Source organism: Amycolatopsis alkalitolerans (genome assembly GCF_006152065.1).
Taxonomy (GTDB): Bacteria; Actinomycetota; Actinomycetes; order Mycobacteriales; family Pseudonocardiaceae; genus Amycolatopsis_E; species Amycolatopsis_E alkalitolerans.
In genome coordinates this window covers 21,431-45,385 of the sequence record NZ_VDFW01000042.1, presented here as the reverse complement: position 1 = coordinate 45,385, position 23,955 = coordinate 21,431, and the positions used below count along the sequence as shown (strand labels likewise).

Annotated in this window: 20 protein-coding genes and 2 pseudogenes; 14 read left to right on the top strand and 8 right to left on the bottom strand. The window is 68.2% G+C overall.

All coding sequences use genetic code 11. The features are described from left to right. Position 1 precedes the first annotated feature (1 nt). From FG385_RS30745 to FG385_RS30730, 5 genes are all read left to right on the top strand, one after another. Positions 2-1,450, top strand: coding sequence for an MFS transporter (locus tag FG385_RS30745; RefSeq protein WP_160148928.1), 1,449 nt, complete (start codon positions 2-4; stop codon positions 1,448-1,450). A 178-nt stretch (positions 1,451-1,628) separates the two neighbouring features. Next, a complete protein-coding gene (locus FG385_RS34115) occupies positions 1,629-1,919 on the top strand; it encodes a hypothetical protein (RefSeq protein ID WP_160148927.1) in 291 nt (96 codons plus the stop codon). 174 nt (positions 1,920-2,093) lie between these two features. Beyond that, on the top strand, positions 2,094-3,341 hold the full coding sequence (locus tag FG385_RS30740; protein ID WP_139100304.1) for an ABC transporter substrate-binding protein: 1,248 nt from the start codon (positions 2,094-2,096) through the stop codon (positions 3,339-3,341). 205 nt (positions 3,342-3,546) lie between these two features. Next, entirely contained in the window at positions 3,547-6,273 is a 2,727-nt protein-coding gene (locus FG385_RS30735; protein WP_160148926.1) for an ABC transporter permease subunit, read from the top strand. 26 nt (positions 6,274-6,299) lie between these two features. Next, positions 6,300-7,037: an ABC transporter ATP-binding protein gene (locus FG385_RS30730; RefSeq protein WP_139100302.1), complete on the top strand. Its 738-nt coding sequence runs from the start codon at positions 6,300-6,302 to the stop codon at positions 7,035-7,037. Between the two features lie 29 nt (positions 7,038-7,066). Here FG385_RS30730 and FG385_RS30725 read toward each other — a convergent pair whose 3' ends face one another. Next, entirely contained in the window at positions 7,067-7,255 is a 189-nt protein-coding gene (locus FG385_RS30725) for a hypothetical protein (RefSeq protein WP_139100301.1), read from the bottom strand. Between the two features lie 830 nt (positions 7,256-8,085). On the opposite strand from FG385_RS30725, the gene FG385_RS30720 reads away from it, so the two are divergent. Continuing rightward, positions 8,086-8,841 carry an SDR family NAD(P)-dependent oxidoreductase gene (locus tag FG385_RS30720; RefSeq protein ID WP_235022897.1) on the top strand — a complete coding sequence of 252 codons (756 nt, stop codon included), beginning with the start codon at positions 8,086-8,088 and terminating at the stop codon, positions 8,839-8,841. Further along, a pseudogene (locus FG385_RS35740) lies at positions 8,838-9,002 on the top strand (enoyl-CoA hydratase/isomerase family protein); the annotation flags it as partial. The gene FG385_RS30720 and the pseudogene FG385_RS35740, both read left to right, overlap by 4 nt. Before the next feature lie 182 nt (positions 9,003-9,184). Here FG385_RS35740 and FG385_RS30715 read toward each other — a convergent pair. Continuing rightward, positions 9,185-9,436 carry a nuclear transport factor 2 family protein gene (locus tag FG385_RS30715; RefSeq protein ID WP_327436867.1) on the bottom strand — a complete coding sequence of 84 codons (252 nt, stop codon included), beginning with the start codon at positions 9,434-9,436 and terminating at the stop codon, positions 9,185-9,187. Positions 9,437-9,685: 249 nt separating this feature from the next. On the opposite strand from FG385_RS30715, the gene FG385_RS30710 reads away from it, so the two are divergent. The 3 genes from FG385_RS30710 (at position 9,686) to FG385_RS30700 (ending at position 13,814) form a co-directional block, all read left to right on the top strand. Then, positions 9,686-10,798, top strand: coding sequence for an NDMA-dependent alcohol dehydrogenase (locus FG385_RS30710; RefSeq protein ID WP_139100298.1), 1,113 nt, complete (start codon positions 9,686-9,688; stop codon positions 10,796-10,798). Between the two features lie 381 nt (positions 10,799-11,179). Then, positions 11,180-13,132, top strand: a complete 1,953-nt coding sequence (locus FG385_RS30705; protein ID WP_139100297.1) for an oxidoreductase — start codon at positions 11,180-11,182, stop codon at positions 13,130-13,132. A gap of 13 nt (positions 13,133-13,145) precedes the next feature. Further along, on the top strand, positions 13,146-13,814 hold the full coding sequence (locus FG385_RS30700) for a nitroreductase family protein (protein ID WP_160148925.1): 669 nt from the start codon (positions 13,146-13,148) through the stop codon (positions 13,812-13,814). A 143-nt stretch (positions 13,815-13,957) separates the two neighbouring features. Here FG385_RS30700 and FG385_RS30695 read toward each other — a convergent pair. Continuing rightward, positions 13,958-14,113 (bottom strand): annotated as a pseudogene (locus FG385_RS30695) (transposase); the annotation flags it as partial. Positions 14,114-14,283: 170 nt separating this feature from the next. On the opposite strand from FG385_RS30695, the gene sigK reads away from it, so the two are divergent. Both sigK and FG385_RS30685 read left to right on the top strand, forming a co-directional pair. Next, the gene (sigK, locus tag FG385_RS30690) at positions 14,284-14,871 is read left to right on the top strand and encodes an ECF RNA polymerase sigma factor SigK (RefSeq protein ID WP_139100295.1); all 588 of its coding nucleotides are present in this window, start codon (positions 14,284-14,286) and stop codon (positions 14,869-14,871) included. Then, positions 14,868-15,614 (top strand): anti-sigma factor, encoded by a 747-nt coding sequence (locus tag FG385_RS30685; RefSeq protein WP_139100294.1) that lies wholly within the window; start codon positions 14,868-14,870, stop codon positions 15,612-15,614. Before sigK ends, FG385_RS30685 begins: the two co-directional genes overlap by 4 nt. A 50-nt stretch (positions 15,615-15,664) precedes the next feature. Here FG385_RS30685 and FG385_RS30680 read toward each other — a convergent pair whose 3' ends face one another. Genes FG385_RS30680 through FG385_RS30670 form a run of 3 tightly spaced genes read right to left on the bottom strand, consistent with a single transcriptional unit; the run spans position 15,665 to position 18,863 of the window. Next, positions 15,665-16,879, bottom strand: coding sequence for an SAM-dependent methyltransferase (locus FG385_RS30680; protein WP_139100293.1), 1,215 nt, complete (start codon positions 16,877-16,879; stop codon positions 15,665-15,667). Next, entirely contained in the window at positions 16,876-17,592 is a 717-nt protein-coding gene (locus FG385_RS30675; RefSeq protein ID WP_139100292.1) for a DUF1365 domain-containing protein, read from the bottom strand. The genes FG385_RS30680 and FG385_RS30675 overlap by 4 nt, the downstream gene beginning before the upstream one ends. Further along, positions 17,586-18,863: an NAD(P)/FAD-dependent oxidoreductase gene (locus tag FG385_RS30670; RefSeq protein ID WP_235022894.1), complete on the bottom strand. Its 1,278-nt coding sequence runs from the start codon at positions 18,861-18,863 to the stop codon at positions 17,586-17,588. The genes FG385_RS30675 and FG385_RS30670 overlap by 7 nt, the downstream gene beginning before the upstream one ends. Before the next feature lie 117 nt (positions 18,864-18,980). Here FG385_RS30670 and FG385_RS30665 point away from each other — a divergent pair, with 117 nt between their 5' ends. Both FG385_RS30665 and FG385_RS30660 read left to right on the top strand, forming a co-directional pair. After that, positions 18,981-20,201, top strand: coding sequence for an SAM-dependent methyltransferase (locus FG385_RS30665; protein ID WP_139100291.1), 1,221 nt, complete (start codon positions 18,981-18,983; stop codon positions 20,199-20,201). After that, positions 20,198-20,941: a DUF1295 domain-containing protein gene (locus FG385_RS30660; RefSeq protein WP_139100290.1), complete on the top strand. Its 744-nt coding sequence runs from the start codon at positions 20,198-20,200 to the stop codon at positions 20,939-20,941. The genes FG385_RS30665 and FG385_RS30660 overlap by 4 nt, the downstream gene beginning before the upstream one ends. A gap of 532 nt (positions 20,942-21,473) precedes the next feature. Here the strand turns inward: FG385_RS30660 and FG385_RS30655 are convergent. Together FG385_RS30655 and FG385_RS30650 are read right to left on the bottom strand one after the other, a co-directional pair. After that, positions 21,474-22,145 (bottom strand): fasciclin domain-containing protein, encoded by a 672-nt coding sequence (locus tag FG385_RS30655; protein WP_139100289.1) that lies wholly within the window; start codon positions 22,143-22,145, stop codon positions 21,474-21,476. A gap of 120 nt (positions 22,146-22,265) precedes the next feature. Then, positions 22,266-23,837 carry a molybdopterin-dependent oxidoreductase gene (locus tag FG385_RS30650; RefSeq protein ID WP_200834740.1) on the bottom strand — a complete coding sequence of 524 codons (1,572 nt, stop codon included), beginning with the start codon at positions 23,835-23,837 and terminating at the stop codon, positions 22,266-22,268. Between the last annotated feature and the right edge of the window lie 118 nt (positions 23,838-23,955).

Sequence of the window (23,955 nt, the reverse complement as noted above, 5' to 3'; positions counted from 1 at the left end):
CGTGGCCCGCGACGGGGCACCACATCGGGGAATCACACTGGCGGTCCTGTGTGTCAGCTCCGGCTCCTACACCCTCCTGCAGTCCGCGCTGTTCCCGGTGCTGACCACGCTGCAGACGTCCCTGCACACCTCACAGGCGAACGTGACGTGGGTACTCACGGCGTATCTGCTCTCCGCATCGGTCTGCACGCCGATCCTGGGGCGGCTGGGCGATCGCTGGGGCAGGAAACGCCTCTTCGTGGTTGCGCTGGGTTCGCTCGCGGTAGGTTCGCTGCTCACCGCGCTGGCGACCACGCTGCCGCTGATGGTGGTCGGCCGGGCTGGGCAAGGTGCCGGCGGCGGTGTGCTGCCGCTGGCCTTCGGGATCGTGCACGACCTGCTGCCGGCCCGTGCCGTCGCCGGTGCCATCGGGCTGATCTCCGGTATCTCGGGCATCGGCGCGGGCCTGGGCATCGTCCTCGCCGGTCCGGTCGTCGACTACCTGGGCTACCACTGGTTGTTCTGGTTACCGCTGGTACCGACGGCAGCCGCCGCGATCGCCGCCCTGATCGTCATCCCGCCCTCGCCGGTGCAGACGGGCGGCACGCTGCGCTGGCCGGCGTTCGTGTTGCTGTCGGTGTGGCTCGTGGCGCTGCTGCTCGCCGTGAGCGAGGCCAACCTGTGGGGATGGACGTCGGTCGGCACACTGGGCCTGCTCCTCGCCTCGGTGGTCGTGTTCGTCGCCTGGGTGCGCGTGGAGAGCCGCTCACCGACGCCCTTGATCGACATGCGGCTAATGAAGATCAGGGGTGTCTGGTCGAACAACCTCGCGGCCTTGCTGATCGGCACCTGCATGTACGCGCCGCTGTCGTTCGCCGCGGAGCTCGTCCAGACCCGACGCTCCGCCGGGTACGGGTTCGGCGCCACGCTGACCGAGGCCGGGCTGTACCTGGCGCCGCAGCCGACCGTCGCGATCCTGCTGGGGCTGGTGAACGGAATGCTCACCGCGCGCTTCGGCTCGAGGTCGATCCTGTTGTGCGGTGGGGTGTTCTGCTGTGCCTCGCCGGTCTTGCTGGCCTTCGCGCACACGTCGCCGTGGGAGATCTATCTTTCCATGGTGTGCATGGGAATCGGGGTGGCTCTCGTGTTTGCCGCACAGAGTCACATCAGCGTGAGCGCGGTGCCGCCGGCGCAGACCGGTGTGTCGGCCGGGATGACGGCCAATATCCGGCTGATGGGCGGGTCGATCGGCGCGGCTCTGATCGGCACGATCATCACGGCCGCCCTGCGTCCCGACGGGGTGCCGGCCGAATCCGGGTACCGGTACGGGTTCCTGACCCTCGCTCTCATCGCCGCCGTCGGAACGGTGGTGGCGACGCTGGTGCCGCGGGACCGGCACGGGCCCGCGCGGCCGCCGGCTCCGGAGGCGGTGCGGTGCACGTCATCGGCGGCGGTCACACGCGGCGGGTGAGGGCGGCGGGTGACCGGCGGCGGGTGACCGGCGGCGGGTCGCTCGCGAGCCGGTGCCGAGAGGCCGGTGAACACACAGGCCGGTCCGGATCATCTGCCTCCGGCGCTGCGGCCGGGTCAACCCGCGCCGCGCGACCGTCTTGCACGGGATGGGCACGCCCTGCCGGTGCGCTGGAGTTGTGGTTCACCTGCCCGGCGGGGGAGCTGCGCATCCCAACAGCGCCGGACCGATGCTCGCGCACACCGATGACGCCCGCGACGCGCCGCGGCCGGTGGCCGGCGCGGTGCCCTTGTCGTGCGGGGCCATCCCGCACCCCAGTCTCGGCGCGGTACGGCGAGTGATCTCGTCCGAACCAGTTCCGGTGCCCTCTGACGACCGCCGCACCGACGACTTCGTGGTGGGCAGCCGACGCACGGCCGGCGAGCAGGCCGCCGTTCCAATGATGCTCTATTGGATAATTAGAAATTAATCGACGAGCGGACCAGCTGGATGGCCGGCGACCGCTCGTCGACGGCGCCTCGCCAGCCGCAGGGACGGCCGCGCAGATAGCTCCTTATTATCTTTAACAACATTGACGAAGACGATAGCGCCGTCTACCTTGGTAGCACCATTGCGTAATAGTCATCGAGACAACGGAGTTGGCATGGCACGAAGCAAGGTCTGGGGTGCGACGGCGGCTGTCGTTGTGACGCTGGTCGGGCTGCTGATGAGCGCCTGCTCGAGCTCGGCAGGATCGAGCGTCGCAGACCCCAGCACGCCGCTGAAACTGGGCATGATCGTGCCAGTCGGCGCGTCGGTCGACTATGCGGAGGCGGTGGCCGCGGCCAAGGGCGCGGCGCGTGCGGTGAACGCCGCGGGCGGCGTCAACGGCCACCCGATCGAGATCGACTTCTGTAACGGACCGCTGGATCCCAACAAGGAAACAGCGTGCGTGCGGCAGCTGATCAACGACAAGGTCGTCGCCACCGTCGGCAACGCGACCTACACGTCGGAGAAGACCGCGGACGAACTGTTCGCCCGCGCCGGCATCGCGCAGGTCGGCAACTGGGCGTCCGGAGTGTCCGAACGCGACCCCAACAGCTACCTGTTCTTCGGCGGGCAGACCTACGCGAATGCGGGTCAGATCTACGCCGCGGCCAAGTGGGGCGGCAAGCGGGTCGGCGTGGTGCGGCTGGACTACCCGTACACGGCGCCCTACCCGGACTTCTACCGGAACGCCTGTGTACAGCTTGGCTGCCAGGTGGTGTCCACAACGGTCATCCCGAGCAACAGCGCGACCGACCTCGCGCCCTATGCGTCGCAGCTGCTCAGCGGCAACCCCGACGTCATCGTGCCCGACCTGGGTCCGCTCATCGCGCCCTTGCTGAAGACGATGAACCAGCTCGGCTACAAGGGAAAGATGATCTCGCAGGACAGCAACATCAACACGAAGTCCTTCCTCGCCCAGCCGGCCGACGTGCAGAATCAGTACATCGTCACCACGCCGTTCCCGCCGCCGAGTGCCGGTGACCAGTTCCCCGGCATCAAGCAGTTCCTGGCGGACATGCAAGCGGAGAAGGCAGCCGGCAACTCGGACGCGCCCACCGGGACCGCGTATTCGCAGACCCCGACCATGGACGCGTACGTCGCGGTGAAGGTCTTCGCGAAGATCGCCGGTGACGCGCGCGCCTCCGACGCGGCGTCGTTCAAGAAGGCCATCGACGCGGCCAAGAATGTGGACCTGCTCGGCCTGACGCAACCATGGACGCCGAGCCAGGTGCTGTTCGACAAGCTACCCCGCGCATCGCTCGACTCCTGGTACTTCTACACGATCGGCAACGGCCAGCAGCGACTGCTCAACACGCAGCCTGTGCAGGTCAACGACATTGTGAAGACCGCCTACGCCGGCTGACGCCGGCAAGGGGCACTCCGGGTGGGGCCGCTGCGGCGCCCCACCCGGAAGCCCTTACCACGACCACATTGGTGATCGCTGTGCAGGCGACTCGGGCCGAATCCCGTCTTGTGGCGGCCCTTTTGAGTTTCTAACGTTATTAGAAACGTGCCGAGTGATCATCGGCCGGCCCGGGACCCGGGCTCGGCGACGAAGGGGCCGCATGATGGGTCAGTACGTTCAACTCGCGATCCTCGGTCTGGGATCGTCCGCCGCATACGCCCTACTGGCGCTCGGACTGGTGCTCATCTACCGGGCATCTGGTGTGCTCAACTTCTCGCACGGCGCGCTCGCCATGGCCGGTGCCTACTTCTTCTACGAGACGCACATCCAGCACCGGTGGCCGTACGGCCTTGCGATGGCGTTCAGTGTCGCGGCCGTCGCCGTGATCGGCGCGCTTATCTACATGTTGATCATGCGGCCGCTGCGCAATGCTGCGGCGCTGGTCCGGATCATCGCTACGCTGGGTGTCCTCGTCATCATCCAGTCGATCGCCACACTGCGCTACAGCGGCACCGTGATCAACATTCCCCAGCAGTTGCCGGCACAGGTGGTCGACTGGGGCGTCAAGTTCTCCATCGACCGGTTCTGGCTGATCGGCATCGCTGCGGTCGGCACCGTGCTGCTCCACCTGTTCGCCAACCACACCCGGTTCGGTCTCGCCACCCGAGGCGTCGCGGAGAACCAGCGGACCGCGGCCTCGGTCGGCTGGTCGCCCGACCTGGTGGCGACCGTCAACTGGGCGATCGGCGCGGGCCTGGCGGCGCTGGCGGGCATTCTCGTCATCCCGATCTCGACGCTGTCGTCGACATCGCTGACCTGGCTCGTCGTGCCGGCGCTAGCGGTGTGCCTGCTGGGCCGCTTCAGTTCGTTCCCGCTGGCGTTCCTCGGCGCTGTCGCGTTGGGGATGGCCCAGGGCGCCGTCACGAAATGGCAGGGCGCGGTGCCCGGCCTTGCCGACGCGCTGCCGCTCGTCGTGATCTTGTTCGCGCTCATCATCCGCCGGCAGGCCATCCCGCAGCGCGGGGAGCTGGTGCACCGCCTTCCGTCGCTCGGGCTCGGCCGGGTCAACCCGTTCGTCGTCATCGGCCTGCTCGTCATCGCCGTGATCGGCAGCTTGTACCTGCCGGTCGAGTGGGTCGTCGCGCTCGGCGTGTCGATCATCGCGGCCGTGATCATGCTGTCGCTCGTCGTCGTCACGGGCTACGCCGGCCAGTTGTCGCTGGGGCAATACGCGCTCGCGGGCATGGGTGCGCTCATTTCCGCGCAGCTGGTCACCAGCCTGCACTGGTCGTTCGCGCCCGCAATCGTGGTGGGCGTGCTCGGCGCGGGCGTGTGCGGACTGATCTTCGGGGCCCCGTCGCTGCGCTCGCGCGGCGCGGCACTGGCGATCGTGACGCTCGGCCTCGGGGTCGCCGTGCAGTCGCTGATCTTCACGAACTCGAAGATCGCAGGCGGGCAGTTCGGGTTCTCGATCGATGTGCAGAACTTTTTGGGCCTGGAAATCGACCCGCTCGGGTCACCGCGCACCTACACGTTGTTCGTCCTCGGTTGGTTCGCGATCGCGGTCTGGTTCGTGAGCAACCTCAGGCGCAGTCGGGCCGGTCGACGGCTGATCGCGCTGCGAGCCAACGAACGCGCCGCCGCGTCGCTGGGCGTCAACGTGTCCGCGGCGAAGCTTTACGCCTTCTCGGTGTCGGCGGCCCTTGCCGGTCTCGGTGGCATCCTGTTCGCGTTCTCCAGCGCCTCGATCCTGCTGACGCAGGGGTACGACAGCCTCGCCTCGGTGAGCGTCGTCATGCAGTCCGTCGTCGGCGGTATCGCGCACGTCAGCGGCCCGGTATTCGGTGGTCAGCTGGTCTCCGGCGGCCTGCCCGGTGGCGTGATCGCCAACCACGTCGGCGCCACCAACGGTCCACAGTGGCTGGTGCTGATCGGTGCCGTGCTGGTGCTGCTGACCCTGCTGCTCAACCCGGACGGCATCGCCGCCCCGATGAAGGCGACCCTGCGCCGGCTCGCCGGGAAGATCGGTCGCCGGCGGCCTGCCCGTCCCGTGCTGGTCCCGGCCGATCGGTCGCCGGCCGTCCCCGAGGGCGAGCGCCGTCCCGATTCGTCCCTGCGCCTCAACGGTTTGAGCGTCCGGTTCGGCGGTGTGCGCGCGCTCAATGGGATCGACCTCGAAGTGCGCAGCGGCGAGGTGGTCGGACTCATCGGCCCGAATGGCTCGGGCAAGACGACGCTCATCGACGGTGTCACCGGCTACGTCAAGGCCAGCGGCACGGTCGAGCTCGCTGCGGTCCGGGTGGACCAGCTGACCGCGCACCGGCGGGCCCGCGCGGGTATCACCCGGTCGTTCCAATCACTGGAACTGTTCGACGACATCACGGTCGAGGAGAACCTGCGCGCGGCGGCCGACAAGCAGGACGGCTGGGCGTACGCCACGGCGCTGTTCCCGGCACGCGCGCAGGCCATGCCCGCAGCCGTCGGCACGGTGGTCGAGACCTTCCAGCTCGCCGGGGTGCTCGACAAGCAGCCCAAGGAGCTCTCCTACGGCCAGCGCCGGCTGGTCGCCATCGCCCGTGCCGTGGCCACGGCCCCGGCTTTCCTGCTGCTCGACGAACCCGCGGCGGGCCTGGGCGCCACCGAGACGGCCGAGCTGAGCGACCTGGTCATCCGGCTGGCCAAGGAGTGGAACATCGGTGTACTGCTCATCGAGCACGACATCAGCATGGTCCTGGGCATCTGCGACCGGGTCTCCGTGCTCGAGTTCGGCGAGAAGATCGCTGAGGGCACCGCCGCGGAGATCAGGAAGGACCCCCGGGTGATCGCCGCCTACCTGGGCACGTCGGCGGAGACCGGCGAGCCCGAAGATGCCGCGGTCGCGCTGGGATAGGGCATGACCTTCGGAGGAGGACAGACGTGAACCAGCCAACGGCACCGGCCGCCGACGGAACCGGCTCGCACGAGCCGCCACTGCTCGAAAGCCGGGGGCTGCATGCCGGATACGGGCCGGCGTCCGTGCTACGCGACGTCGAGATCAAGATCGCACGCGGACAGGTGGTGGCGCTGCTGGGACCCAACGGGGCCGGCAAGACCACCACCGTCCACACGCTCGCCGGCGAGATCAAGCCACTGAAGGGCGAGGTTCTGCGCAACGGTGTCCGCGACACGTCGCCGTTGTTCCGCCGGGCCCGGCAGGGACTCGCCTACGTCGGCGAAGATCGCACGGTTTTCATGACGCTCACCGTCGCGGAGAACCTGCGCGTGGCGCGCGCGAACACCGACCACGCGTTCGAGCTGTTTCCCGAGCTGAAGCGGCTCGCCGGACGGCGGACCGGTCTGCTCTCCGGCGGCGAGCAGCAGATGCTGGCGCTCGCCCGGGTACTGGGCCGGGGGCCGTCCGTGCTGCTCGCGGACGAGCTCTCCCTCGGCTTGGCGCCATTGGTCGTGGACCGGTTGCTGGCCGCCGTCCGGCAGGCCGCCGACGAGCGGGAGTTGGGTGTGCTCCTGGTCGAACAGCACGTCGAGAAGGCACTGAAGTACGCCGACTACGCCTACGTGCTCCGCCGCGGGGAAGTGATCATCGAAGGCAGCGGGGCGGACATCCGCGGCCGGCTGGACGAGGTGCAGGACTCCTACCTCAGCGTCGCCGACTGACACCGGAAGGCGAGTGGACGACCGTCCCGTCATTTCTCTCGCGACAGCCCGGTCTCGCCCGCCACGCCGAGGCTGGAAATCGGGGCGAAGGTGAAGCCGCGCACGGCGTTCCCATCGAACGTGACAATGCGGAAGACCACGGGCACCTGCGCCATCCAGTCGACCGCGTACCTGGTGACGAACTCGTCCTTGCCGATTCCGGCAGCGGGGTTGGACAAGGGTCGCCGCGGTCGACGATGACCACCCGGCGGCCCGCCGGCGCCTCGGCGTCGAGCGCGGCATCGACGTGGCGAGAATCGCGGCGACCCACTCGGTCACCCGGAAAGCACCTTCGCCGGGTGGCTGCCGGCAGTTGCAGCCGTCGTTCGCGAGATCGATCACGGTTCGGCGGCGCCGTCGACGAGCTCGACGGAGACGATCTTCTCCCGGCTTGAGCCCGACCTTGGTGCCGACCCCGGCGAACTGTTCGCACAGCGTCGCGAACTCCGCGGCGATGTGCTCGGCAGGCCACCGGTCCGGCGCGAAGCTGCTGCCGACCTTGACATGCGTGACCGGTAGCTGTCCCGCGATCTCGAGGAGCTCGCGGCGCGTCTCGTCGGACTCCCGCCGCCGGTCACCCATCACGAACCACTCGCGTAGGATCTCCAGCTCCACGTACCGCAAACCGTTGTCCGCCAACAGCTTGGCGACCACGGCCGGCCGGTGGCGGTCCGACCACCGCCGCAGATCGTTGCTGTGCAAGCCGATCCCGGCATAGTCGGTCGCGGCGGCCACCTCGATCCGCTCCCGCAGGTCCAGCGGGCTGTAGTCGGTCCCGCCGAACATCCGGAGGCGGGCGTCCCCGTCGATCGTTCAGTACGAGGCCACCAGTGGGAAGCCGGCGCTGTGCTCCGCGTCCACTTCAGACGGTCCTTCCTCGAGTCGTCAGACGTGGTCCGCCGGTCGCTACCACTGTACGGTGCGAACATAAGAATGATACTCTGCCATAATTAGCAAGACAATTACTGTTGAGCCGCTGGGGCGACCCTGCTCGAGAGGAGCAATCGTGATGGACCGGTTCGCCGGGAAGACCGCGTTGATCACCGGTGCCGCCCGTGGTCTCGGCCGGGCGTGCGCGGTCCGGCTCGCCGACGAGGGCGCGGACATCGTCGTCGCCGACCTCGATGCCGAGTCGTGCAAGGACGTCGTCCAGGAGATCCAGGCCCGCGGGCGGCGCGCCGTGGCGGTCGCCGCCGATGTCGCCGACGCCGGCGCGGTGGAGAACCTCGTCGCGACCGCCACGCGTGAGTTCGGGCGGATCGACTGTGCGGTGAACAACGCGGGCATCAGCCCGGCCTCGACGCTGCTCGCCGACTACGACGACGCCACCTGGGACCGGGTGTTCGCCGTCAACGCCAAGGGCGTCTACCTCTGCCTCAAGCACGAACTCAGGCACATGCTGGCCGCCGGCGGAGGGTCGGTCGTCAACATCTCGTCCTACGCCGGCCTGCACGTGCAGATCCCCGGTGTATCGTCCTACGCCGCGGCGAAGCATGCCGTAGTCGGCCTCACGAAGGCGGCTGCCCGCGAGTACGCCGCCGAAGGCATCCGCGTCAACGCCGTCTGCCCTGGCCACATCCGGACCCCGATGAACGCCGCCTTCTTCCAGGACCCCGACATCGAGGAGAAACTTAAGGCGCGGATCCCGATGCGGCGAATGTCCGAACCCGAAGAAGTCGCCGGCCTCGTCGCATACCTGCTCTCCGCAGACGCGTCGTTCGTCACCGGCCAGGCCATGGTCGCCGACGGCGGCCTTACGATATGACGCTGGTCTTGCGGCAGGACGCGGGCGGCGTCGCCACACTCACGCCGACCCGCCCGGCGAAGCTCAACGCTCTCACCAGCGGTATGCTGGTCGAACTGCGCGCGCATCTGGCCGACATCGCGGCCGATCCCACCGTGGGCTGCGTATGCGTCACCGGCGCGGGCTTTCGAGCGCACCTGCCCGTACGGCCTGCCGGACGACCACGACGACCGGCGCCGCCGCGCGCAACCGAGCCGGTCGGGGCCGGGCGGCGAACCGTCCCGGCCCACCGCGCGGTGATCGTCTCGGGCACGAGAGGCCTGGCCGGGGGCTGTCCGGACCGGACGAATTCGACGCCCCTCGGTCAGTTCGCGAGAAAGCGCAACGAGAAGCCTTCCGGGCCGTGGCGCCATTGCCGGGTGAACCGGCGCTCGGCGATCCGCCAGCCGTCCGGCGTGCGAACCATCGAATCGTCGTACCGGCCACCGGTGGTCCAGGTGTCACCCGCGGCCGAGAAGTGGGTCGCCTGCACGTAACTGGTGCACTGGGCGGTGTCGCCGTCGACGGTGACGTGCAGGGAGCCGATGAGGTGCTGGGTGTGCGCGAGCCGCAGGATCGTGTTCCGTTCCAGCTCGAAGACTCCGGGAACCCGCCGGGGAACGGGGGAGGGGACAACGGCACGGCAGGCTGCTCACGACGGAACCGGTGGACGTCACCAGCGTCGTCAACGAGAGCCTGTCCTAGCTCTGCCTAATGGTGATCTTCTAATGATTACTTGCTTGGCGCTATCCTTGGCTAGAACATAATTTGCTGCTAGGTTTCGGTGAGGCGAAGCACGTCGCACCGGATTCGGGAGAAGGAAGCAATGCAGTCAAAGGCAGCGGTCCTCTGGGGACCACACACGCCATGGAGCGTCGAGGAAACCGAGCTCGACGCACCTCGTTTCGGCGAGGTGCGGGTGAAGTTGGCCGCCTCGGGGCTGTGCCATTCCGACGACCATTTCGTCAAAGGTGATATCCCGTGCGGCTATCCGATCATCGGCGGCCACGAGGGTGCCGGCGTCGTGGAGGAGGTCGGACCGGGCGTCAAGCGGATCAAGGAAGGCGACGCGGTCGTGCTGGCCTTCATGCCGGCGTGCGGGCATTGCCGTTGGTGCGCCAGCGGAAAGTCGATGCTCTGTGACTACGGCGCCATCATCATGGACGGGCTGCCGATCAGCGACCAGCAGCCGCGGGTGCACGCGCGCGGCGAGGGGCTGCGGCAGGTCAGCATGCTTGGCACGTTCGCGCCGTATGTCGTCGTCAACGAGGACTCATGCGTCAAGGTCGACGACGACACGCCGCTGGAGTATGCCGCCCTGGTCGGCTGCGGGGTCACCACCGGTTACGGCGCGGCGGTCAAGCAGGCCAAGGTCGAGCCCGGCGATACGGTCGTCGTGGTCGGCACCGGGGGCGTCGGTTCGAGCGCCGTCCAGGGCGCCCGCATCGCGGGTGCCGAGGTCATCGTGGCGGTCGACCCGTTCGAGTACCGCCGCGAGCAGGCGAAGGTGGTGGGTGCCACGCACGCCGTCGCGTCGATGGCGGAAGCGACGCCGCTGGTCACCGAGCTCACCCGCGGTGTCATGGCGGACAAGACGATCCTCACCGCGAGCCTGATGACCGGCGACATGCTGATGCCGCTGATGCTGCTGACCCGCAAGGGCGGCCGGGCCTGCCTGACCTCGACCGCCAACCCGAACATCACGAACGCCGACGTCGTGCTCGCCGACGTGATCTTCTCGCAGAAGGAGATCGTCGGGAACGTGTACGGCGGCTGCAACCCGCACGCCGATATCCCGCGCATTCTGAGCCTGTACCGGCGCGGGCTGCTCAAGCTGGACGAGCTGGTCAGCAAGACATACGCGCTCGAGCAGGTGAACGAGGGCTACGACGACCTGCTCAACGGCCGCATCATGCGGGGACTGATCTCCTACAGCTGACCGTGGCAGTGGCGCACCCGGCCGGCGGCGCCGCCGCCGAGTCGGCAGGGCGCGATCCGGGGTCGATCGGCGTGGGGCACGGATCTTCGTCGGCCGGTACGACTCACCCGGCGCGATCAAGAAGTTCATCGAGAGCTGGCGGCCGCACGGGATGACCCACCTGGTGGTGGAAACCCGGCTGGGAGATCCCGATGGATCGCTGGCCAAGCACATCGAACTGCTCCGGCGGGGTCTCGCCGGACCTGCTGCCCGACCGCCAATGGTGTTAATTGAGGGTAGCTGCTAAGATAATTAGCATACTGGGGCCGATCAGTAGCCCGGCGGTTCGCGGCCTGTCGTTGGCGGGCCGACAGCCGTCTCAGTGGTTGAGGAGGAGGCCCGATGAAGGGCGCCGCGTTCGAGCCGTTGCGGGTTGGACCGATGCACTTGCGAAACCGGATCGTCCGGACGGCTCACGGTGTCCGGTTGCCGTGGAGCGACGACGGTGGCGGCCAGATCGGTTATCACCTGGCGCGGGCCAGGGGTGGCTGTGCGATGGCGATCATCGGCATCGGCGGTGTGCACAGGACCAACCCCACGGTGCTGCCGACCCACGAGGACCGGGTGATTCCCGGCCTGCGGGCCATCACGGACGCGGTGCACGAGCACGGCATGAAGCTCGTCGTGCAGATCTGGCACGGCGGGAACGTGAAGCCGAACGCGCTCGGTGGCTCGTCGTGGTCGGCCAGCGCGGTGCCGAACTACATGACCGGCGACGTGCCGATCCCCATGACCAAAGCGATGATCGACGAGATGGTCGAGTCGTTCGCGAAGGCCGCGGGCCGGATCAAGGCGGGTGGCGCGGACGGCGTGGAGATCCACGGCGCCAACGGATACCTGATCACCCAGTTCATGTCGCGCGCCTCGAACTTCCGTGAGGACGACTACGGCGGTTCGCAGGAGAACCGGCTGCGGTTCGTCAACGAGGTGCTGGACGCGGTGCGCTCGGAGATCGGTGCCGATCTCGCGCTCGGGTTGCGCCTGAGCAGCCACGAGTTCGTCGAGAACGGGCTGACGCCGCCCGAGACGGCCGAGATCGCGCAGAGCCTACAATCGAAGATCGACTACCTGAACGTGTCCACCGGGGGGTACTTCCGTCCCGATTTCATCGCGGCACCGATGGACATGCCCATGGCCTATCAGCTGGACTACAGCTCGGTCGTGACCAGGGCCGTGTCGGTGCCCACGATCGTGACCGGCCGGATCATGACGATGGATGTCGCGAACCACATCGTCGAATCGGGTGCCAGTGACATGGTCTCGATGGTGCGCGGGCTGATTGCCGACCCCGAGATAGTGGTCAAGTCGGCCGACGACCGCACCGAGCAGATCCGCCCCTGTATCGGCACCCTCATCTGTGTCGGCAGCACGATGTCGAACTCGTTCGCGTGCGCGGTGAACCCGTCGGCGGGGCACGAATTGGAGCGGCCGGTGCTGGGCGGCCCGGACACGATGGCGGCGGTACGTCGCCGGGTGCTGGTGGCCGGCGGCGGGCCAGCCGGGATGGAGGCGGCGCGGTCAGCGGCGTTGCGCGGGCACGAGGTGACCCTGGTCGAGCTGCGCAAGCAGCTGGGTGGCCAGGTGCTGATGGCGGCGCGAGCACCGTACCGGTCCGATATCGCCGCGATCGTGCACTGGCAGGCCGATGAACTGAGCCGGGTCGGCGTCAAGGTATTGGTCAACCACGCGGTTGACCCGGACGTGGTGGCCGAGCTGGACCCGGACGTGCTCGTGCTGGCCACCGGATCGGCACCACGGGAAGACGGGATACAGCTGTCCCGGCCCGCGACCCCGCTGCCGGGCATCAGGTTGCCGCACGTGTACTCGAGCTGGGATCTGTTCGGCCACGGGCGAACCCCGGTGCCCGGCAACCGGGCGCTGGTCTACGACGACACCGGCGAGTACGAACCGCTCGCGGTGGCTGACGAACTGGTCGCCAAGGGGGTCGCGGTCACCTACGTGACCGGGTTCGACTCCTTCGGGGAGCGCATTGGGGCAAAACACAACACGATCACCCCCACGCTGCGGCGGCTGGTCGAGGGCGGCGTGCAACTGGTGACCCGCTCCTCACTCCTGGAGATCGGCAAGGACGAAATGCGGGTGCGGGTCGGGGATGCCGAGCGGGTGTTCCAGGCGGACAGCGTGTTCTTCGTCGGGATCAACGCGCCCAACCGCGACCTGCTGGACTATCTGCCCGATTTCCGCGGCGAGGTCCACACCGTCGGTGACGCCGCCGGATTCCACACATTGACCCGGGCCATCCACGATGGCGACGGCGCCGGCCGAGCCATCTAGGAAACGCCGCCGGATGACGAGCCAAGCACCGGCCGGAGTGCCGGACTCCTCGACACCGTTCGCGCCCGAACTTCCGTTACCACAGCGGATGGACGTACTGGAGGCCATGCGCACCCAGGTCGCCATGCGCTGGTTCACCGAGGAACCGGTCACGCACGAACAGCTGATGACCGTGTTGTGGGCCGCTACTCGCGCGCCCAGCCCCGGCAACACCCAAGGCTGGGACTTCCTGGTCGTCACCGAACCGGAGCTGAAGCGGAAGATCCGGGACGCGATCGTCCCACTGCGGGAGAAACTGGAAGCGGTCACCGACACGCCACCCGGCCGGCAGAAGCTGCGCGCCGGCTCGCTGAACCTGATGGCACACCTGGACAAGCTTCCGGTGCTCATCTTCGTGTGCGGGAAGCCGGTGTTCCCGGCGGACAACCCGCGGCTCGACATGATGTACTCGGCGCTCTACGGGGCCACCCAGAACCTGATGCTCGCCGCCAGAGCGGTCGGCCTCGCAACCGTGATGACCACGTTGCATTCCGCGTTCGAGCCGGTGATCCGCCCGATGCTCGGCGTACCCGACGACATCCACCTCGCGTCCATGATCCCGGTGGGCAGGCCGGCACGCCCGCACACGGCCGTCAAGCGCAAGCCCGTCGAGGATTTCGTGCACTGGAACACCTGGGCCTGAGCGGACCAGGCGCGCATCTGCCCGATCACCGATCTCCAAGGAGCAAGATGTCCGAGCAGCCCAGGGACGTGCCCTACGACGCGGGGGTCGTCGAGGTGCCGCGCTACACCAAAGCCGGCGGTGCCAGGAGACTGGCGTGTCCTCACCCAGGACGCTGCGACTCCGGCATCGAGGGCGCGGGTGATCATCGTGGTGGCCAGGGCGGGTTTGGTTGCGAAGCCCACTTCGGCGGGGATCCCGGCCGAGGCGCAGCGGCCACGGTCGTCGGTCCAGGATTTCGGGAGGTACAGGGCGCGGTCGAAACTACCGTTCGTGGCCGCTTGCTGTTGCATTCGCTTCGAAACGGAACGCCACTCATGTGCCGCCGACAAGCGGTCACCCGCCCCCAAGCACGGCCTGCCCGGCGTGACCAATCCGCGTGTGCTCCCGCGACGAATGCGAAGTGCTGGAGTGGGAGAGGATGAGGCGGATGGACGATTCTGTGCGGGTGCTGGCGGTGCCGGGACCGGGTGGACCCAGCCCGGAGGACCTGCTGACGCAAGTCGCCCGGGGTAGCGAGGCCGCGTTCGAGCAGCTTTACGAGGTGGTGTCCGGGCCGGTGCATGGGGTTGTGCGGCGCGTTGTCCGCGATGTGGCGCAGTCGGAGGAGGTCACCCAGGAGGTGCTCGTCGAGTTGTGGCGGACGGCGCCACGCTATGACCCCACGCGGGGCAGCGCGGTGAGCTGGGCGCTGACCCTCGCCCACCGCAGGGCGGTGGACCGAGTGCGATCCTCGCAGGCCCGAGACGACCGCGAACGCAAGGCAGGAAGGACCGCGCCGGGCCGGGAGTTCGACGAAGTGGTGGAGGAGGTGACGGCCCGGCTCGAACGTGAGCAGGTGCGTCGCTGCCTGTCCACGCTGACCGAGCTGCAACGCGAGTCGGTCATGCTTGCCTACTACGGGGGTAAGACCTATCCCGAGGTCGCCGAGCTGCTGAAGAGTCCACTGGGGACGATCAAGACCCGGTTACGGGACGGGCTGATCCGGCTGCGTGACTGCCTGGGGGTGACCCGATGACGACTCCCGATGTGCACCTGCTGACCGGGGCGTACGCGGTGGACGCGCTGGACGAGTTCGAGCGCCGTCAGTTCGAACGGCATCTGGCTGAGTGTCCCGAATGCACCCAGGAGGTCGCCGAACTGCGGGCCACCGCTGCCCGGCTGGGACTGGCTGTGTCCGAGGAACCGCCGACCGAATGGAAGAACCAGGTACTCACCAGGATCGCCCAGGTGCGGCAGGACCCACCACGCACACCGGGCACCGGCCCCCGGGAACGCGAACGGGACGCGCGCACCCTCGCCCTGAGGCTGGTTTCGGCGGCCGCGGCGGTCGCGATCGCGGCCGCCGCGACGCTCGGCGTCGTGGCGGTCCGTTCCCAGCACCAGCTCGACTCGGCTCACGGAGACTTGACGCAGGTACAAGCCCAGCAGAGCGCGGTCGCCGACCTGCTGTCGGCGCCGGACCTGCGGATCGTGCCCGCCCAGAACGGCAAGGGCAGCGTGCTGATCTCGCAGCGGCTGAACCGGGGAATGGTGCTGTTGTCCGGTATGCCCGACCAGTCCGCTACCTCGACCTACCAGGCATGGGCGATTGCCGGCGGTGTACCGCGTTCGCTGGGGCTCCTCGGTCCCGGGGGCACCTCGGCCACCCCGCTCGTGTTCGACGGTCTGCAGGGAGTCCAGCGAATCGCGATGACGGTCGAACCGGCGGGCGGGTCGGTGCAGCCGACCACCACACCGGTGGCTTCGTTCGCGGTGTGAGCGAGCCGAAGACGGGTCCGTCTGTTGTAGACGGACCCGTCTTCAGGTGGTCAGTGTGGTTTCACCAGACCGAACTGGTGGACGTCGAGGTACTCGCCCCGGAACCCGGCCTCGGAGTAGGCGAGGTAGAACTCCCACATCCGGCGGAACGTGTCGTCGAAGCCTGCTTCGGCGATCTGCGGCCAGGCATCAAGGAACCTGGTCCGCCACCGGCGAAGCGTGTGTGCGTAGGATTCGCCGAGACTCCGGCGCTCGCGGATGCGCAGTCCGGTGTACCGGCGGACCGCCTGCTCGAACGCCTCCACCGACATGAGCTGACCGCCGGGGAAGATGTATTTGTGGATCCAGGTGTAGGACCGGCGTGTGGCGAGCATCCGGTCGTGCGGCATGGTGATGGCCTGCAGGCCGATCCGCCCGCCCGGGACCAGCAACCGGTCTAGCGTCGTGACGTACGCGGGCCAGTACTCCTCGCCCACCGCCTCGATCATCTCGACGCTCACGATGGCGTCGTACCGGCCGACCGCCTCGCGATAGTCGCGCAGCACCACCTCGACCCGGTCACCGGCGCCCGCCTCGGCCAGCCGCTTGCGTGCCAGGGTCTGCTGTTCGGCGGAGATGGTCAGGGTCGTGACGAGCGCGCCGCGTCGTGCCGCGCGCAGCGCCAGTTCTCCCCAGCCGGTACCGATCTCCAGCAGGCTGGTTCCCTCCCGGACCCCGGCCAGGTCCAGGATCGCGTCGATCTTTCTCCGCTGCGCGACCGCCAGGTCCTCGGTCTCGCGCTCGAACCAGGCGGAGGAGTACGTCATCGTCTCGTCGAGGAACCCGGCGAACAGCTCGTCGGACAGGTCGTAGTGGCGGGAGATGTTGCCCCGCGCGTTGACGACCGTGTTGCGCTCACTCGCGGGCTTGCGTGCGTCGACGAACCGGCGCAGTGCCTGCAGTGGTGCCGGCACGAGGGTGGCGATTCGCGCGGCGAACGGGGTCAGCACGTCGGCGAGGTCGTCCTCGGCCGACCAGTCGCCGGCCAAGTAGGATTCGCCGAACCCGATCTTCGCGTCGGCGCCCAGGCGAGAGAAGAACGCGTGCGGCCGCTCGATCCGCAGCTCCGGCCCGCCGGCGCCGAATCGCTCGCCGGAGGGCAGGGTCACGGTCACCGGCACCCCGCGGGCGGAAAGCCGGAACAGCCGCTCTGCTGCCCACGCCCGTGCGGGCGAATGCCGTACAACGGCCAGTTCCGACAGCGAGGACGTCCTGATATCGGTCATCGGGAACCTTCCTGAACGCGAGGAATGATCGGGACGCGGCGCCACCACAACGCGATACCGTGGTGGCGGATCAGCAGCGACACGCGCTGAGGCATCAGCGGCCGGGCCAGCAACCGCCGCACCAGCACGCCCGCGGTGGCCGGCCGCCGCCGCCCGCGCATGGTCGCGACCAGGCTTGTCAGACCCTCCTGGTGGAGGGCGATCGTCACGTCGAGCCGGTCCCCGGGAGTCGGTAGCCGCATCCGGTACCGGCCGTGCACCGGCAGAAACGGCGAGACATAGAACTCCTTGTCCGCGGCTGCGCGGCTATCGGCGTCCGGCCGCAGCAGGTAGCGATGTCGCCCCCGGTAGGTGTTGTGCACCTCGGCGACAACGCAGTCCGGTGTCCCATCCGGGCGGTGACACCAGAAAAGCGTCAGCGGGTTGAACACATAGCCCAGCACGGCGGCCTGGGTCAGCATCAGCACGCGTCCGCCCTGCAGGTCGACGCCCTGGGTCGCGAGCCACGCGTCGAGGTTCTCCCGGATCGAGCGATCTGCGTCCCCGAGATGATCGCGACCACGGAAGCGGGCGAAGGGCCGCAACCACCAGGGCAACACCGGCAGGGCGTCGAGATCGACCAGCCATAAGTACATCCGGTGCATAAACCGATAGCGGGGTTTGCGGCGCGCGTGTGTCACCTCGACGTCGTACAGAGCGGGGTCGGTCACCATCGCGCTCCGAGCGACTCCGCGGCGCGCACGCCCGAGGCGCACCCGTCCTCATGGAACCCCCAGCCGTGATAGGCGCCGGCGAAGGCGATCCGGGGCCCGGTCAGTTCCGGCAGCCGGTGCTGCGCCGCTAACGACTCGGGCGTGTAGATCGGGTGCTCGTACACCATCCGCGCCAGCACCGCACCTTCCGCGACGTGCTCGGCGTTGTTGAGCGAGACCAGGTAGCGGCGCGGTTCGTCAAGCCGCATCAGGCGGTTCATGTCATAGGTCACCAGCACCGGGCGGTCGTCCGTCGCGCAGGAAGGCTTGAGGTAGTTCCACGACGCCTGCGCGCCCGCGGTCCGTGGCAGCGTGGCCGTGTCGGTGTGCAGCAGCGTTTCGTTGCGCGAGTACCGGAAGGCCCCGAGGACCACCCGCTCGTCCGGCGTGGCGTCGGCGAGCAGGCTCAGCGCCTGGTCCGCGTGCGTGGCGACGACGGCCTGGTCGAATCGGTGCACCGTGTCCGCGTCGTCCCTGATCTCGACGCCGTCGGCGTCGCGGCGAAGCGCGCGCACCGGTGTGCTGTCGCGGATCGCGGTCAGGTTCTTCAGTATTCTGTCCACATAGGACTTCGAGCCGCCGGTCACCGTGCGCCACGTGGGGGAACCGCCAACGGACAGCATGCCGTGGTTGTCGAGGAAGGTGAACAGGTAGCGGGCGGGGTACCGTGTGCTCAGTCGCCCGCCCGTCGACCAAACGCAGGACACGAGCGGGATCAGGAAATGATCGACGAAGTAGCGCGAGTACCCGCCGATCGCGAGAAACGCGCCGAGCGTGGCGTCGCCCGCGTCGGGATGATCCAGTACCCGGCGAGCGTGCCGGTGGAACCGGCGTACCTCGGCGAGCATCCGCAGGTACGCCGGGCGCAGCGCGTTGCCCCGTCGCGCGAACAAGCCACCGAGCCGCTTGGCCCCGGCGTATTCGAGGCCGCACCCCCGGCAGCGCACGCTCATCGACATCTCGGTGTCCTGTGTGGACACTCCAAGCTCGGTGAACAACCGTAGCAGGTTGGGGTAGGTGCGCTCGTTGTGCACGATGAAGCCGCTGTCCACGGCCAGCTCACGGCCATCGGGGGTGGTGACGGCGTGGGTGTGGGCATGGCCGCCCAGCCTGGCGTCCGCCTCGAACAGGGTCACGTCGTACCCGCGGCGCAACAAGTGGGCGGCGGTCAGGCCCGACACACCGGACCCGATCACCGCGACCTGCCGCTCAGAGTTCGACTTGGCATCCACACGGACGATTCGGCCGTGCCGCCACCCCGGATGGGTCATTGTGACGGCAGACACATCTACCAAACCTGCGTCCGCTGGGCGTCGAAAGGGGAAAGGTCGAGCCAGAAGGGAACTCCCATGTCTCCTGCAGCGCCGCTACTCGCCGGACTGGTGTCCCGGATCATCGGAGGTGACCTGCCGGTCCGGTTACGCACCTGGGACGGCAGCACCGCCGGCCCCGATACCGGCCCCACGGTGCAGCTACGCTCCCGGCGCGCGTTACGTTATCTGTTGTGGGCGCCGGGTGAGCTCGGCTTGGCCCGCGCTTATGTGAGCGGTGCTCTCGACGTCGACGGTGATCTGACCGAGGGGCTGCGACGGGTCTGGGCGTCGTTCGATACCCGCGCACGAGCTCGGCCCAGGCTCGGTCCACGCGCATGGGCGCGCATCGTCGCGACGGCCGCCCGGCTCGGCGTCCTGGGCTTGCCGCCCCGCCCGCCCGCAGGGGAAGCCCGCCCCAGCAGGCGGCCGCACACACAGGCACGCGATCGCGCGGTCATCTCATACCATTACGACCTCGGCAATGACTTCTACCAGCTCATTCTCGACCCGACCATGGCCTACTCGTGCGCCTACTTTCGCGACCCCGCCGACGACCTCGCCACAGCCCAGCGCGCCAAACTCGACCTCGTCTGCCGCAAACTGAGGTTGGGCCCCGGTATGCGGCTGCTCGATGTCGGCTGCGGGTGGGGTTCGCTGCTGCTGCACGCAGCCGAGCGCTACGGCGTCGAGGCGACCGGCGTGACCCTGTCCGCACAGCAAGCCGAGCATATCCGGGGCGAGATCACGCGCCGGGACCTGTCCGGAGTGGCACGCGTGTGCCACCAGGACTACCGGGACCTCTCCGGGGAGCCGTTCGACGCGATCGTCTCCCTGGAGATGGGCGAGCACGTCGGGGCACGTAACTACTCCGGCTACGCCGCCACCTTGCACCGGATGCTGAAGCCGGGCGCTCCGCTCCTGCTGCAGCAGATGTCCCGCGACGCCACCGCGCCGGGCGGCGGCGCCTTCATCGAGTCCTACGTCGCCCCCGACATGACGATGGTGCCCATCGGGATGACACTGGGCCTGCTGGAAAATGCCGGGTTCGAGATCCGCGGGGTCGAGGCATTGCGTGAGCACTACGTGTGCACCGTGCGGGCCTGGGCGGAACGGCTCGAGAAGCACGCCGAGGAGATCACCAGGATCGCCGGAGCAACCCAGCTGCGCGTGTGGCGACTCTACCTGGCGGGCGGGGCGCTCGCGTTCGAGGAGAACAGGATGGGTGTGAACCAGATCCTCGCGAAGCGGGCCGCGTGAGCCTCGTCTGGACCGCGCTCGCAGTCACGGTGCTCATCGTCGCCACGTTCGCCGTGGCGATACGCCGGGCGCGCTTTGACACCATCGACAGTGTGTGGGGCCTCGGTTTCGCGGTGATCGCAGTCGTGAGCTGCGTCATGTCCGCGGGCTCCCCGGGCTGGCGGGTGCTGGTGACCGGGTTGACCGTGGTGTGGGGCTTGCGCCTGTCCGTGCACATCGCGACGCGCAACCACGGCGCGCGGGAAGACCGCCGCTACGCCCGAATGCGACGGCACCCCGGCCGCATCTTCGTCCGCGTTTACTTGGCCCAGGGTGTGCTGATGTGGGTGATCTCGCTGCCGGTCCAGGTGGCACAGCTGGCGACACCCTCACTCGGGCTGGTCATCGTGGGCATCGCCGTTTGGCTGTTGGGTTTCGTCTTCGAGGCCATCGGCGACCTGCAGCTGCTGCGCTTCCGCAGGACGTCTGGCAGTGGGGTACTCGACACCGGGCTGTGGCGATACACCCGTCATCCCAACTACTTCGGAGACGCCTGCGTGTGGTGGGGTCTGTACCTGCTCGCCTGCCACAGTTGGCTCGCGGCGCTGACGATCGTCGCGCCGCTGGTCATAACCGCGCTGCTAGCGAAGGGATCGGGCAAGCCGGTACTTGAGCAGGATCTGCTCCAACGGCGCCCCGCCTACGCCGACTACATACTGCGCACCAGCGGCTTTTTCCCATTGCCCTCGCGCCGGAAATGACCGCCCGATCAGGCCGGGATCGTGGCAACAAACGTGGTGGTCAGCAACCGCCATGCGCGTATGTGCCCAGCATGGTGTGCCCGCTTCCCTCGATCGTGCCGGGAAACCGCCGCCTCCGCTGCACAGTTGTGTGGGGCCCGGGATTGGTCCAGCGATCCCAGGTTCCGTGGGCGCTCAGCGCGTGGCTGAGGCTGGCGTCACAACCGGCAGTCGTTCCCGCATCTGCTTTCATCTCCACGCAACACATTCGGTACCGGAGCGGGCGGCGACGTGAACGCGGGATGGCCGCCACCCGGGTGGCCCGCGTACCGGCGGTTCGTACATGCCCACCCCCCGGATGCCGGGGCGACCCCGAGGCTTTCGCGGTCGGCATCATCTTCGCGCTCTCGGAGCCAGCCGTTGAGGTGAAACGAATCCGGCTCCTGGTCGGACACCGTGACATCAAACCGGAGATCACTGCATTCCGCTGCAGAACCTCTGTAAAGGACAGTGGGCCCGGCCAGCGCCGGGCCCACTGGTCTGGTTACGGTGCCTACTTGTTGGTCCCCGGCGTGAGCACGCTGTCGATCACGAAGACCGTCGCGTTCTTGGTAGGGATGTTGCCGCACAGTACCTTCGCGCCGTTGACGGTCATGTTGTCCCCGGTGCCCTCGATCTTGATCGGGCCCCCATCCGTGTTCAGGGTCTGCACGGTGCCGGCGGCCTGCAACCCCTTCGCGTCGTAGCGCTGCGGCAGCACGTGGTACTGCAGGATGGGCGCCAGCTGGCTCGGGTTCTGCGCGAGCTGGTTGAACTTCTCCTCGCCGAGCTTGCCGAACGCGCTGTCGGCCGGGGCGAACACGGTGATAGCCTGCTGGCTGTTGAGTGTGTCGACCAGGTTCGTGGCCTTGACCGCCGCGACGAGCTTGGTCAGCAGCGGGTTCGTCGACGCCGCGCTAGCCACCGGCTCCGGCCCCATCGAGTCCAGGCTACCGGGGGCGCTGCCCTGCGGAAGCTGGCTACAGGCCGGACCGAACACGTCGGCGTTGGTCGTCACACCGGTGCCCATGCTCGCGCTGCTCGACATCGGCGCGGCCATCGAGCTCGACGGCGCCATCGCGCTGCTGGTCGAGCCGGAACCGGCGCTGCTGTTGCTACCGCAAGCGGCCACCGACAGCGCCGCAGCCGCAGTCAGAGCCACACCAGCAATGCGAACGATCTTCACGAGAGATCCTCCTACGTTGAGCTCACGGAAGGCGACTTGGACGCCGCGTCCGTGCTGTCATCGGGTATTCGGAGCAAGCGCTGCTCCGGATTGCCGGAGATGGGAAATTCCCGGACGGTGCTATTTCGTGGTGAAGCTGATCGTGTGCCAGCCGGTCGCCCCGTCCGGAACGGTGCCGACGCGCTCCTGGGTCTGGGTGTAGCCACTGCGGTCGGTGGCCCGGCACGTGACCTGATGGAGTCCGGGAGGCACCTCGAGCTGCGTCCACCACATGCGCCAGGTGTCTACTGTGACCTGCGTCGAGAGAGTGGCCGGCTGCCAGGGCCCGTTATCGACACGGACCTCCACCTTGTCGATCCCGGTATGCTGTGCCCACGCAACGCCCGCCACGCGCACGGTCCCGGCGGGCACGGTCTGGAAGCCCAGAGGGGTGTCGATCCGGGACTCCGTTTTGATGGGCGCCTTCTCCGCCCAGCCCCGCCTGAGCCAGTACGCCTGGCGTGCCCGCCACGTCGTGACCTCCAAGTCGACCAGCCACTTCGTCGCCGACACATACCCATACAAGCCGGGGACCACCAGGCGCGCAGGGAAACCGTGCTCCAGTGGTAAAGGCTCCCCGTTCATGCCCAGCGCGAGCATCGCGCCCCGGTCACGATCGAGCGCACCGGTGATCGGAGTTCCGGACGTCCAACCGTCCACACTCGATGAGAACAGCTGCTCCGCGCCAGGCCGTATCCCCGCCTCCTCCAGCAGATCGGCCAGCTCGACACCCACGAAGTTCGCCGTCGATACGTACGCTCCGCCGACCTCGTTCGACACGCATGTCATCGTGATCGTCCGTTCGACCAGCGGCCGGTCCCGAATGTCGGAATAGCGGTATCGCTTCTCTCGATCGACCATGCCGTGGACCCGCAGCGACCAGTCCTCGGTCCGCAGCTGCGGCACCGTCAACGCGGTATCGACCCGGTAGAACTTGGAGTTGGGCGTCAGGAACGGCGGCGTACCCAGCTTTTCGAAGTCCGCGTCGGCCGGGATCGGCGGAGCCGTGCGCGCCGGCACCAGCCTGCCCACCGCGGCCCGGGATGCCGCCGCGTCCCGTGTGGACACCAGTAACTGGCCCCCTACGCCGGCGGCCAGGGAACCTGCGACCACACCCGCGCCGGTCACCAGGAACGATCGCCGGGACTGGCCTTTCCGACGCAGCGTGCCTTGCGCATCCCATGTGCGAGCGGCCCGATGCAGCAACCGGAAAACAACCACGCCCGCCCCCAGACTCGCCAGCGGCGCGACGATCGCGACCGGGCGCAGATCGGGGCGTGCCACGACGGCCACCACTCCGATCAGGCCGAACAAGGCAATCACCGCGGTGCCGGGCCAGGGCGAACGCCTCGACGCGATACCCGCCAGCGCGGCGACCACGACCAGGACAGCAGCCATGCCTGACAGCAGCACGAGCTTGTCGTGCGTGCCGAAGGTACGGACGGCATAGTCCTTCAAACCCACCGGCGTCAAATCGATCGCCCCGTTACCCACGGCAAGGTAGGGAGAAGCGCTGACACTGATGAAACCCGCGGCAAGATGCCCCACCGCCAATGCAGCCAATAGCGCGAGCACACCGGCCAAGGCGGCAGCCACGAGCCCCACCTTCCTCCGGCCCGAGGGTCCTGTCACAGTCGTCTCAGTCGCACCCATACCGAGACTTCGACACCAACGCCGCCCCGTATTGGTCGCACACGGAAAAAATGAAGCTCAACCGGACCAGTGACGGAGGCGACACATGATGGGCCACCTTCGCCAGGCGGCCGACACG